Annotated in this window: 12 protein-coding genes; 7 read left to right on the top strand and 5 right to left on the bottom strand. The window is 70.7% G+C overall.

What is annotated here, in order from left to right; all coding sequences use genetic code 11:
* The 5 genes from MFF42_RS11400 to MFF42_RS11420 form a co-directional block, all read left to right on the top strand.
* Positions 1 to 814: type II secretion system F family protein (locus MFF42_RS11400; protein WP_238255861.1), on the top strand; the 814-nt coding region annotated here is incomplete at its 5' end.
* Between the two features lie 184 nt (positions 815 to 998).
* The gene (locus tag MFF42_RS11405) at positions 999 to 1,970 is read left to right on the top strand and encodes a type II secretion system F family protein (protein WP_238255862.1); all 972 of its coding nucleotides are present in this window, start codon (positions 999 to 1,001) and stop codon (positions 1,968 to 1,970) included.
* Between the two features lie 86 nt (positions 1,971 to 2,056).
* The gene (locus MFF42_RS11410; RefSeq protein WP_238255863.1) at positions 2,057 to 3,055 is read left to right on the top strand and encodes a MaoC family dehydratase; all 999 of its coding nucleotides are present in this window, start codon (positions 2,057 to 2,059) and stop codon (positions 3,053 to 3,055) included.
* Positions 3,052 to 4,314, top strand: coding sequence for an MFS transporter (locus MFF42_RS11415; RefSeq protein WP_238255864.1), 1,263 nt, complete (start codon positions 3,052 to 3,054; stop codon positions 4,312 to 4,314). Before MFF42_RS11410 ends, MFF42_RS11415 begins: the two co-directional genes overlap by 4 nt.
* Before the next feature lie 151 nt (positions 4,315 to 4,465).
* The gene (locus MFF42_RS11420; protein ID WP_238255865.1) at positions 4,466 to 4,891 is read left to right on the top strand and encodes an organic hydroperoxide resistance protein; all 426 of its coding nucleotides are present in this window, start codon (positions 4,466 to 4,468) and stop codon (positions 4,889 to 4,891) included.
* Between the two features lie 308 nt (positions 4,892 to 5,199).
* Here MFF42_RS11420 and MFF42_RS11425 read toward each other — a convergent pair whose 3' ends face one another.
* Positions 5,200 to 5,763 carry a CoA-binding protein gene (locus tag MFF42_RS11425; protein ID WP_238255866.1) on the bottom strand — a complete coding sequence of 188 codons (564 nt, stop codon included), beginning with the start codon at positions 5,761 to 5,763 and terminating at the stop codon, positions 5,200 to 5,202.
* A gap of 42 nt (positions 5,764 to 5,805) precedes the next feature.
* Between MFF42_RS11425 and MFF42_RS11430 the strand changes: the two genes are divergently transcribed.
* A complete protein-coding gene (locus MFF42_RS11430; protein ID WP_238255867.1) occupies positions 5,806 to 6,237 on the top strand; it encodes a PaaI family thioesterase in 432 nt (143 codons plus the stop codon).
* A gap of 45 nt (positions 6,238 to 6,282) precedes the next feature.
* On the opposite strand, the gene MFF42_RS11435 is transcribed toward MFF42_RS11430, so the two are convergent.
* Positions 6,283 to 7,602, bottom strand: coding sequence for an MFS transporter (locus tag MFF42_RS11435; protein WP_238255868.1), 1,320 nt, complete (start codon positions 7,600 to 7,602; stop codon positions 6,283 to 6,285).
* Positions 7,603 to 7,972: 370 nt separating this feature from the next.
* Between MFF42_RS11435 and MFF42_RS11440 the strand changes: the two genes are divergently transcribed.
* Positions 7,973 to 9,562 (top strand): sensor domain-containing diguanylate cyclase, encoded by a 1,590-nt coding sequence (locus tag MFF42_RS11440; protein WP_238255869.1) that lies wholly within the window; start codon positions 7,973 to 7,975, stop codon positions 9,560 to 9,562.
* 25 nt (positions 9,563 to 9,587) lie between these two features.
* On the opposite strand, the gene MFF42_RS11445 is transcribed toward MFF42_RS11440, so the two are convergent.
* The 3 genes from MFF42_RS11445 to MFF42_RS11455 form a co-directional block, all read right to left on the bottom strand.
* Positions 9,588 to 10,010, bottom strand: coding sequence for a BA14K family protein (locus tag MFF42_RS11445; RefSeq protein ID WP_238255870.1), 423 nt, complete (start codon positions 10,008 to 10,010; stop codon positions 9,588 to 9,590).
* A 160-nt stretch (positions 10,011 to 10,170) separates the two neighbouring features.
* Entirely contained in the window at positions 10,171 to 11,082 is a 912-nt protein-coding gene (locus MFF42_RS11450; protein WP_238255871.1) for a PhnA-like protein, read from the bottom strand.
* A 57-nt stretch (positions 11,083 to 11,139) separates the two neighbouring features.
* Positions 11,140 to 11,472: a CsbD family protein gene (locus MFF42_RS11455; protein ID WP_238255872.1), complete on the bottom strand. Its 333-nt coding sequence runs from the start codon at positions 11,470 to 11,472 to the stop codon at positions 11,140 to 11,142.
* Between the last annotated feature and the right edge of the window lie 374 nt (positions 11,473 to 11,846).

Consider the following 11,846-nt stretch of genomic DNA (forward strand, 5'->3'; position numbering starts at 1 on the left):
CGCCGCCGCCAGCCGCCGCGAGCAGGTCGCCAAGAGCCTCAAGGAGCTGGAGGCCAAGAAGGACAAGACCAAGGTCACCCTCGAACTGCGCATCGCCCGCGCCGGCCTCGATTGGACCCGCAAGAAATACTACGTCGTCTCCGCGATCTCGGCGGTCGTCCTCGCGCTCGCCGCCTTCCTCGTTTCCCACAACGTGATCGTCGCGCTGCTCGCCCTGTTCGCGGGCGGGTTCGGCCTGCCCGCCTGGATGCTCAAGCGGATGCAGAAGCGGCGCGTGGCGGCCTTCATCGAGGAACTGCCCAACGCGATGGACGTGGTCGTGCGCGGTCTGCGCTCCGGCATCCCGCTCGGCGATTGCCTGCGGATGATCTCGCGCGAGGCGAAGGAGCCCCTGCGCAGCGAGTTCCGGGTCGCGATCGAGGCGCAGGCGCTCGGCCTGTCGATGGGGGACGCGATCCTGCGCATGTACGAGCGGGTGCCCGTGACCGAGGTGAACTTCTTCGCCATCGTGATCGGCATTCAGCAGAAGGCCGGCGGCAACCTCTCGGAGGCGCTCGGAAACCTCTCGCGCGTGCTGCGCGAGCGCAAGAAGATGGCCGGCAAGATCCAGGCGATGAGCATGGAGGCGAAGGCCTCGGCCGCCATCATCGGCGCCCTTCCGTTCGTCGTCGGAGCGGGCACCTACCTGTCGAGCCCCGATTACACTTCGCTTCTGTGGACGACCTCCGTCGGCAAGATCGCCCTGGTGATCTCCGGGCTGTGGATGCTGGCCGGCGTCCTCGTGATGAAGAAGATGATCAATTTCGACATCTGACGCATCGCATCGCGAGGGCGTCGACGGCGAGCGGGAAGAGACGGGGCAGCGGCGCAAAGCGAATGCGTCGCCGCGGATGTGAGTTTCGAGGCGACGCGCTCGGACGGTGCGGGCCGGGGCGGAAGTTGATGTGGACGGGGCGGTTCGAGCCGCTCTGCGAAGGGACGGGCAGGGCCGGACACCGATGCTGGACGATTTCGTCAACGCCGCCCTCGCGCCGCGCACCATCGCCGCGGTGCTGGCCGGCATCGCTGCGGCGGCCACGGTCTTCACCCTGATCCAGCCGCTCTTCGAGGGCGATCAGCTCGCCAAGCGGATGAAGCTCGTCAGCGACGAGCGCGAGCAGATCCGCCAGCGCGAGCGCGAGCGGCTGAACAGCCGCGTCAGCCTGCGCGTCGAGCCGAAGGCCTACATGAAGCGGGTCGTCGAGCAGTTCAATCTCAGCCGCTGGCTCGGCACCGAGACCGCCCGGGTCAAGCTGATCCAGGCCGGCCATCGCGGCACCGGCGCGGAGACCGCCTTTCTCTTTTTCCGCCTGGTGATGCCGATCGTCCTCACGGCCGTCGCCCTGTTCTACCTGTTCGTGCTGGAGGTGCTCGATCAGCCCTTCGCGATCCGGCTCGGACTCGTCTTCGCGGCGGGCTTCGTCGGCCTCAAATTGCCGGAGGTCTACCTCTCGAATCTCACCGCCAAGCGGCAGGCCGACATCCGCCGCGGCTGGCCCGACTCCCTCGACCTGTGCCTGATCTGCGTGGAGTCGGGCATGTCGGTCGAGAACGCCTTCCGCCGCGTCAGCCTGGAGATTGCGAGCCAGTCGGCGGTGCTCGCCGAAGAGCTCGCGCTTCTGACCGCGGAACTGTCCTTCCTGCCCGAGCGGCGCGTCGCCTACGAGAACCTCGCCCTGCGCACGGGGCTCGAGACCGTCAAGTCGCTCACCACGGCGCTGATGCAGGCGGAGCGCTACGGCACGCCCGTGGGCCAGGCCCTGCGCGTCCTGGCGCAGGAGAGCCGGGACTTCCGCATGACCGCGGCCGAGAAGAAGGCGGCCGCGCTCCCTCCGAAGCTGACCGTGCCGATGATCCTGTTCTTCCTGCCGGTGCTGTTCGTCGTGCTCCTGACGCCCGCGGGCATCCAGGCCTACGCGCTGATGCAGTGAGGCACGCCTCGGGCGCAGGCCCCCGGCTGCGCTCGGCCGTTCGATGATGTAGCCACGCTCGGACCTTGACCCCGGCGCGGCATCCCATGGCTCTGCTTTCCCTCGACGACCTCGCTCCCGGCCAGGAATTCACCGCCGGACCGATCACGGTGAGCCGGGACGAACTCGTCGCCTTCGCGCGCCTTTACGATCCCCAGCCCTTCCACCTCGACGAGGCGGCGGCGAAGGACACCTTCGTCGGCACCCTGATCGGCTCGGGCTGGCAGACGGCGGCTCTGGGCATGCGCCTGTTCGCGCAGGCGCTCGTCTCGCACGCCACCTCGATGGGGTCGCCCGGCATCGCCGCCCTGCGCTGGCTGAGGCCCGTCCTGCCGGGGGACGCCTTGAGCGCCGTCGTCCGGGTGGAGGAGGTCCGTCCCTCGTCCTCGAAGCCCGACCGCGGCATGGCGCGGCTGTCGATGACGCTGACGAACGGGCGCGGCGAGGCGGTGATGACGCAGGCCTTCGCGGTGCTGTTCGCCCGGGCCGGCGCCGTGCCCGCGGCGCGTCCGGTCGAACTCTCCACCGAGACGGGCCCGGTGCCGGAGCCGGACGACGCGGTGACGCTGCCCTATCTGGCCGAGGCCGAACTCGGCGTCACCCGCGAACTCGGCGCCCACCGCTTCGAGGCGGACGACATCGTCGCCTTCGCCCGCGCCTACGATCCGCAGGTCTTCCACCTCGATGCGGAGGCCGCGCGGGCCACGCATTTCGGCGCGCTCTGCGCCTCGGGCTGGCAGACCGCGGCGGTCTGGATGAAGCGGCTCAACGCGACCTTCGCCCGGGACATCGCGCTGACCGCACGCTCCGGCCCGGTGCCGCAGCTCGGCCCCTCGCCGGGCTTCAAGGACCTGAAATGGCTGCGGCCGGTCTACGCCGGCGACACGATCCGTTACCGGAGCACGCTCATCGACCGGCGCGCCTCCGCCTCGCGGCCCGGCTGGGGCCTCGCCACGCACCGCAACACCGCCGAAAACCAGCGCGGCGAGCCCGTCTTCGAATTCACCGGCACGGTGTTCTGGCAGTGGGAGCCGCCCGCGGCATGAGCCTCCCGTCCGCCCGCCGGATCCTGGTCGCGAGCTTCGTCGGCACCGCGATCGAGTTCTACGACTTCTACATCTACGCCACCGCCGCAGCGCTGGTCATCGGGCCGATCTTCTTCCCCCAGGGCGAGCCCGGCGTGCAGACGCTCCAGGCGTTCGCGACCTTCGCCATCGCCTTCCTCGCCCGGCCGGTCGGGGCGGCGGCCTTCGGGCATTTCGGCGACCGGATCGGGCGCAAGGCGACGCTGGTCGCCTCGCTGATGATCATGGGGGTGTCCACGGTCCTGATCGGCTGCCTGCCGGGCTATGCCAGCATCGGCTGGTGGGCGCCGGCGCTGCTCTGCCTGCTGCGCTTCGGCCAGGGCGTCGGCTTCGGCGGCGAATGGGGCGGAGCGGCCCTGCTCGCGGTCGAGAACGCGCCGCCGGGGCGCCGCGCCCTCTACGGCATCTTCCCGCAACTCGGCGCGCCGATCGGCTTCATCGCGGCCAACCTCCTGTTCCTCGGGCTCAGCGTCGCCCTGAGCCCGGCGGATTTCGAGGCCTGGGGCTGGCGGCTGCCGTTCCTGGCCTCGGCTGCCCTCGTCGGCGTCGGGCTCTATGTCCGCCTCAAGCTCACCGAGACGCCGGCCTTCCGCGCCGCCCTCGAGCAGGCGCCGCCGGAGCGGGTGCCCCTCGCCACGATCTTTTCCGCGCATCGTCGCGCGACGCTGCTCGGCACCCTGGCGATGGTGGCGGCCTACGCCGTCTTCTACCTCTCGACGGTGTTCGCGCTGAGCTACGGCACCGGCACGCTCGGCTACGCCCGCAAGACCTTCCTGCTGTTTGAGTGCGTGGCGATCCTGTTCATGGCGCTGGCGATCCCGCTGTCGGGCTGGGCGGCCGACCGGTTCGGGCGCAAGCCGGTGATGCTCTCGGGACTCGTCGCGACGGGCGCCCTCGGCGCCGTGCTCGGGCCGATGCTCGGCAGCGGCGAGCCGACCCTGGTGCTCGGCTTCCTCTGCCTCGCCCTCTTCGCCATGGGCTGGATCTTCGGGCCGATGGGCGCGCTCCTGCCCGAGCTGTTCCCGACCCGGGTGCGCTACACCGGCGCCTCCGTCACCTACAATCTCGCCGGCATCGTCGGCGCCTCGGGCGCACCCTTCGCGGCGCAGTGGCTCGCGGGCTGGGGCGGCATCGGCCTCGTCGGGCTCTACCTCGCCGCGGCCGCCGGGATCAGCCTCGCCGCCATCGCCGCCATGCCGGAGACGGGCCGCGACCCCTGACGCCGCTGGGACACACGATCCGGGGCGGGGCAGCCATGCGCTGGGGGGATCGCTCACGCGCGATTTAGATTGCGCGCAATCTATATTGCCGGTATCCAGGTCCCGAGCCGAACGGATCGGCCTCGTTCCACCCCGATCACGAGGACAGACCATGACCGTCGATGTGAAGTACCGCACCACCGCCACCGCCACGGGCGGCCGCGACGGCTCCGCCCGCACCGAGGACGGCAGCTTCCAGGTCCAGCTCTCGACCCCGAAGGAGCTCGGCGGCGCGGGCGGCCCCGGCGCGAATCCCGAGCAGCTCTTCGCGGCGGGCTATTCCGCCTGCTTCATCGGCGCCCTGAAGGTGGCCGGCGGCCAGCTCAGGCTGAAGGTCCCCGCCGACACGACCGTCACCGCCACCGTCGGCATCGGCCCGCGCTCCGAGGGCGGGTTCGGCATCACCGCCGACCTCAAGGTGAGCCTGCCGGGGCTCGACCGCGCGGACGCCGAGCGCCTCGTCGAGGCGGCCCATCAGATCTGCCCGTATTCCAACGCGACGCGGGGGAATGTGGATGTCGGGCTGACGGTGGCCTAAATCGAAACTCGCTGTCTGAGCGTGCGAAGTGCCGGAAACGATCGCCCAGGTTTCGTCCGTCAGGGTCGAGCAGCCGGCGGCAACTGATACGGTTTCCGGTTGATCACTCGGGCCTTACCCAATCCCGTCATCGCGAGGCGGAGCCGAAGCGATCCAGGGCGCGCCATCTCCGGCTAAGTCGCGCCCTGGATTGCCACGGCTTCGCCTCGCAATGACGGAGGAAGAGTCGAAGCAATCAACCGGATGACGTATGGGTCTCGCGATCCCGCCGAAGGCGCCCTCGGGCCATCGCCGGGGGCGCATTCACGTCACGGTCCCTCGATCGTCCGCTTCTGCACCCCGCCCTTGGCCATTTGCGGCTTCTTCGCGCTGAGGATGCGGGAGTTCACGCCGGTCCAGCCGATCTCGCCGGAGAGGCGGCCGTACTCGATCTTCGGGCAGCGATTCATGATCACCGTCACGCCCGCCGCCTCGGCCCGCGCCGCGGCCGCGTCGTCGCGCACGCCGAGCTGCATCCAGATCACCTTCGGCGGCACCGGCAGCGCCAGTGCCTCGTCCACCAGCGGCCCCGCCGCGGCGGAATTGCGGAAGATCTCGACCATGTCGACCGGCCCGGTCAGGTCGGACAGGCGGGCGATCACCGGGCGGCCGAGCAGGCTCTGGCCCGCCAGCCCCGGATTGACCGGCGTCACCGCGTAGCCGCGCTCGCCCAGATACTTGAAGACGATGTAGCTCGGCCGCGCCGGGTTGGCCGAGGCGCCGACCAGCGCGATCGAGCGCGTCTCCTTGAGGACGGCGCGGATCTGCGCGTCGGGATAGCGGTCGTGCCGGGTGGAAATGCCTTCGGGCGCGCTGTCGATCGTCGGGATCATGCGCCCTTGTCCGCCATGCGCGGGCGTGCTGCAAGGCGGCTCATGAGCGAGACCGTGATGAGCCTGGAGGAGACCGCCGCTTTCCTCGAGCGCGACTTCCCGCAGATGAATGCGGGCGGGCGCCACTACCACCTGGAGGCGGTCGGGCCGCTCTCCGCGCGGATGCGGCTCGACTATCACGAGCGCCATCTGCGCCCCGGCGGCACGGTGTCCGGCCCGTCGATGATGGCACTGGCCGATTACGCGCTCTACGCGGCAATCCTCTCGAATATCGGCCCGGTGGCGCTCGCCGTGACGACGAGCCTGAACGTCAACTTCCTCCGCCGGCCCGGTCCCGCCGCGCTGGTGGCCGAGTGCCGGTTGCTGAAGCTCGGGCGGCGCCTGGCGGTGGGGGAGGTCGCGATTCGAAGCCGGGGCGGCGAGGCCATCGTCTGCCACGCCACCGGCACCTACTCGATCCCGCCGGACCGGTGAGACCGGTCGCCGCGGCGGAGGCGTGTCATGTCCCCGAGGACGCACCTACTCGGCCGGCACCGCCTGCGGCGTCGAGGATGTTCCCGGCGGCGCATCCGTCAGGCGGGGCTGGTAGCCGAAGGTTTCGGGCATGAACAGCAGGTAGAGCGCGAAGCCGGCCCCCGCGATCGCCGCGAGGACGAGGAAGGCGGCCGCGTAGCCCGCCCCGACGATGACCAATCCGGCCAGCGTCGCGCTCAGGGCCGCGCCGAGGCCCTGCGCCGTCGCCACGGCGCCCTGGGCGACGTTGAACCGTCCGGTGCCGCGGGTGAGGTCGGCCACGACGATCGGGAACAGCGCGCCGTAGATGCCGGCGCCGACGCCGTCGAGGCACTGCACCGCCACGAGGTAGAAGGGGTTGTCCGAGAAGGTGTAGAGCACGCCGCGCAGGGCCAGCACGCCGAAGGCGACCAGGAAGATCGGCTTGCGCCCGAAGCTGTCGGCCTTGGCGCCCACTAGCACCGCCATCGGCACCATCACGCATTGCGCCGCGACGATGCAGACCGCGATCAGCGAGGTCGCGTTGTCCTTGCCGACGACCTTGGTGAGCAGTTGGCCGACGGAGGGCAGCATCGCCGCGTTGGCGAGGTGGAAGGCGGCGCAGAGAAGCGCGAACAGCAGCAGGTGGCGGTTGCGCAGGAGCAGGCTCAGGCCCGAGGGCTGCTCGCAGGTCTGATCCTCGGCGCAATCGAGGCCGCGGGCGAGGTCGTCGTCGATCGCGTCGCCCGGCACCATCAGCATCGCGACGATGGAGCAGGCGGCGAGCAGCCCCATCAGCCAGAACACGACCACGGGCCCGAAGACGTAGGCCAGGCCGCCCGCGAGCATCGCCGAGACCGCGTTGCCGGCGTGATTGAAGCCCTCGTTCCGGCCGATGCGCTTCGAGAACAGCTTCGGGCCGACGATGCCGAGCGTGATTCCGGTCAGCGCCGGCGCGAAGACGGAGCCGGCCATGCTGGCGAGCGCCTGCGTGCCGGCGACCAGGGTGAAGTTCGAGATCCAGGGAAGGACGAGGCAGCTCACCGTCACGACCACCGCTGCGGCGACGACGACGCTGCGCTTGGCGTTGGTGCGGTCGATCAGGGCGCCCGCGGGCGTCTGGGCCAGCAGCCCGGCAATGCCCGCGATCGTCATCACGAGACCGATCGTGGCCTCGTTCCAGCCCTGGTCGGGTCCGCGCACGGCGAGCAGGTAGATGGCGAGGTAGGGGCCGAGCCCGTCGCGCACGTCGGCGAGGGTGAAGTTGAGCAGATCGAGCCCACGCAGGGCGCGCCGGGACGGCTCGCGCGGGGCGGATTCGACCGAGCTTCGTGCATCGAGACGCATCGGCGGTTCCCACGGCCAATCGCAACCTCCCGGAGCCGCGGGGCGGCCTCGGGAAGAGGGCAATCCAGAAACGGACCTTTTCTCAGAGTCGAGCGTCGCAACGGACTCCCCGAACGGGGCGCGATGACTCGATCCAGGCGCTTAAGTCTTGCTCTGCGCAGTCGTTCCAGAGCGATTTTCTTTAATCCCGACAGCGCGATCACGTCTTCGTGCGGTGCGAACAGCGCGGGATGACGGCCCATCCTGCGTCGCAACCGGTAACGTTGCTTTAGCCATCGACGCACCGACCCTCCGCATCGCGGCCCCGGCGAAAGGTTTGCTTAGCCCGCCGCGCCGACAGAGGGAGGCCGACGCATAAGAAACGAAGCCGATGCGCACCTCCGATGGCAAGCAGAACTGGGCGGGGGGGAGCGCGCATCCGGCGACATCCCGTCTGCGCATTCGCCTGGCCCGGCGCATCCGGTCGGCCCGGACCTGGATCGCCCTCGGCGTCCTCGCTCCCATCGGCATGCTGGTGCTCTCGGCCATCATGCTGCTCGACCTGCGGCAGGACGCCTGGGACAAGGCCGAACAGACCTCGAAGAACCTGCTTCAGGTGATCGAGCGCGACATCGCCCGCAACATCGAGATCATCGACCTGTCTCTCCTGGCCGTCGTCGACAACCTCAAGGCGCCCGGCGTCGCGGATCTCGATCCGGCCTTGCGCCAACTGGTCCTGTTCGACCGTGCCGCCACGGCCCGCGACATGGGGGTGATGCTCGTTCTGAACGAGAACGGCGACAGCATCATCGATTCGCACGCGACGCCGGCCCGGCACGTCAACAATGCCGACCGCGGCTATTTCAAGCTTCACAGGGCGCGGGCCGATCTCGGCCTTCACATCAGCCCGCCGGTGACGTCACGGCTGCTCGGCGAGCCGGTGGTCGTGCTGAGCCGCAGGATCGACAAGCCGGACGGCTCGTTCGGCGGCGTGGTGCTGGCGAGCCTCAAGCTGTCCTACTTCAGCACCCTGTTCGACCGGATCGGCCTCGGCCGCGAGGGCGGCATCAACCTCTACCTGCGCGACGGCACCCGCCTGATGCGCTACCCCTTCGTGGAGGCCGATCTCGGCGCCAACATCGCCGGGGCATCGACGTTTCAGCGCTTCCTCGCGGAGCGCCGCGGCAGCTTCACCGGAACGTCCGTTCGCGACGGCGTCGAGCGATACTACGCCTTCACCCCCGTCGGCGATCTGCCGCTCATCCTCAACGTCGCGCTCGGAACGCGGGAGATCGAGGCCGAGTGGCGGAGCAAGGCGACGGTGATCGGGCTGGCCGTCCTAGTCCTGTGCGGGTTGACCATCCTGCTCTCGCTGCTGTTCGGACGGGAGCTGCGCCGCAGGGCGGCCATGCAGGCCGAACTGGCTCAGCTCGCGCGCACCGACACCCTGACCGGCCTGGCGAACCGGCGCCATTTCGAGGAGGCGTTCGCGCGGGCGTCGCGGGCATCGCGGCGCACGGGCAGGCCGCTGTCCCTCCTCGTCGTCGATGCCGACCACTTCAAGCGCTACAACGACCGTTACGGTCACGCGGTCGGGGACGCGGTGCTCAAGGGTCTCGCGCAGGGCCTGACGGCGAGCCTGCGCCGGCCGGGCGATCTCGCCGCCCGCGTCGGCGGGGAGGAATTCGCCGTCCTGATGCCCGAGACCGACCGGGAGGGCGCCCTGCGCGTCGCCGAGGCGATCCACGGGGCCGCGACCGCTCTCGCCGTGCCGTCCGCCGGGATCGATCCCGGCTCCGTCACCGTGAGCATCGGACTGGCCGTGACGTCGGCGGGCGGCGTCGGGGAGGATCTCTATCGCCGGGCCGACGCCGCGCTCTACGAGGCCAAGGAAGGGGGGCGCAACCGGACCCGGTGCGCTCCCGACGAGACGGAGGCCGGGCCCCCCGGCCGACAGAGCCTCCCGCTCGTCGCCCCGTGACGATGATCCGCGGGAGGGGTTGCCCTCAGGGGCAGGGATGGCGGGCGCCGTCATTGCCGAGATAGGTGCCGCTCCGCGCGTCGTAGGAACGGAAGCGGCGGGCGCAGGCCGCGACGGCCTCCGGATCGGCGCCGCCCTGGACCACGACGGGCGCGGCCTGGGCCTGGGAATTGGCGATGGCGCCGCCGAGGATCGCCCCGGCCGCGAGACCCGCCACGCCCGCGCCGACCGCGGCCCCGACGCCCGGACCCCGGCGATAGCCCCGGCCGTAGCCGTAGCGGCGATGCCCGTAATGGCGGTGGCCGTAGCGGCGGTACTGGACGTAGCCGGTCGGCAGGTCACCCCGGACCAGGGCATCCACCGGATTCTGCGGCGCGGGCGCGGCCGAGGCCGGCGCGCCGACGAGGAGGGCGGCGACGGCGGCGAGGGTCAGGGTCGATGTCTTCAATCTGGCAACTCCTTGAGGGCGGTCGAGCCGCGGCTCGAAGCGGAAGCGCCGGCCGGATCAGCCGGCCGGCGCCTCTCCATATAACGCGCGAGCGGCCTGCCCGCGTCCGACGGCGTGTTGGCGCCGGAGGCCGGGCGGGACACCCGCCGCGATCGCGGGCTCAGTCGCGAACGCTCGCGAAGGCCGGCTTCGGCGCCGCGAGGAGGCCGCCGAGGAAGGCGGCGATGGCGCCGACGATCAGCGCGATCGAGGCGTAGAGCGCGCCCTGGGTCGCCACCGACTTCGCGGTCTTGGCCGCCTCCTCCGCCTGCGTCTTGGCGCTGGCGACCGCCTGCTCGTACTGCTTCTGATAGTCCTGCACCTGCTGGCGCGCCTGATCGACCGGAATGTTCTGCGCCTTGGCGAGGGCGTCGGCGGCGCGCGTCTCCGCCTGCTGCTTGTCGGCGGCGTTGCCGGAGAGCAGGGCGCGCATGGCCGAGACGGCGGCGTCGCGAGCGGCCTGCGGGTCCTGGCCTGCGGACTGGTCCTTCACCCGCTGCTCGATCTGGTCGAGCGGGTTCGGAATCTTGGTCAGGGAGGGGGCGGCGGCCTGCGCCGCGGTCTGAACCGTTCCGCCGACGAGGTTGCCGGCGCCGCCGAGCGCCGAGCCGACCGTGCTGACGGCGCCGCCGACGATGCCGCTGGCGGCTGAGGTCAGCAGGTAGAGGACGACGAGGGTGGTGACGACCCAGGACACGAAGCCGTGCAACCCGGCGATCCCGCGCAGGGGCTTGCCAGCGAGGCGCCCGGCGATGAGGCCGCCGATGAGAGAGGCGATGACGCCGGAGGCGACGAACCACGCGCCGGCCCCGAGCGAGAAGCTCGATGCGGTCGGGTTCTCGGCCGAGTTGAGGCCGACCGAGGCGAGGCCGGCGGCCACGCCCACGAGGTTGATGACGACCTGGGACACCAGAGCCGTCGCGGCACCGGCGAAGACGGCCCCCCAGGAGACCTGGTTGAGGGCGACGGTCTCACGGGCGAACGTCCGTGTTCCGTCGACGGACGAGGGTTGAAAGCCGGAAGGATACGTCACGCTGCTACTCCAAGTCTCGTTCAAGTCTGGGGCTGTTCGGGAAGAGAGGGTCGGGCCTCAGTTGCGCCCGCGCACCAGCAGGCCGAGGCCGAAGCCGATCAGACCGGCGACGACGAGGGAGGTGTGCGGCCACTCGACCGAGCGCTCGTGACCCTCCTGCAGGGTGCGACGACCGCGATCGTAGAGATCCTCGGCGGTGTCGTAGGCCTCGTCCGCGGCGTGCCGCGCCGCGTCCTTCGCCTGGCCGTAGATGTTCTCCGCGCGGCCCGCGACTTCGCGCAGGCGGCCCTCGGCGGCATCGCCCTGCGAGCCGGTCAGGTCGCCGAAGGCGCCCTGCACCTTGCCGCCCAATTCCCGGGCGGCACCCGTGACTCTGTTCCCATCGACCATGGTTGCAATCCTCGTTCCGATTGTTGCGATCCGGCGTCTTCCGGCGCGGCGTTCTCGACGTCGGCCAACCGCCTGACCCGGCAGCGGTGCACGAACGGGTTGCGGACAATGAGGTTCCACCGCCGCAGGGTGGGTGCACGGTCACAATCGCGCCATGTCTCCGCACTCGTTCAACGGGCGCCGTCGCGGGTGGTGCCCGGATCGGCACGCGATCGCGTTCAAGGACGGTTCAATTGGTCCGCCCTACTTCATCGAGAGCCGGCGCGGCGCCCCGCCGCCCGAGATGTCGGGAGATCGACATGCGTTCCTCGCTTCTGCGTACCGTCACGATCCTGATCGGCCTCGCCGCCGCCCCCGCGCTCGCGCAGGCGCCG

The organism is Methylorubrum podarium (genome assembly GCF_022179745.1).
Lineage (GTDB): Bacteria > Pseudomonadota > Alphaproteobacteria > Rhizobiales > Beijerinckiaceae > Methylobacterium > Methylobacterium podarium.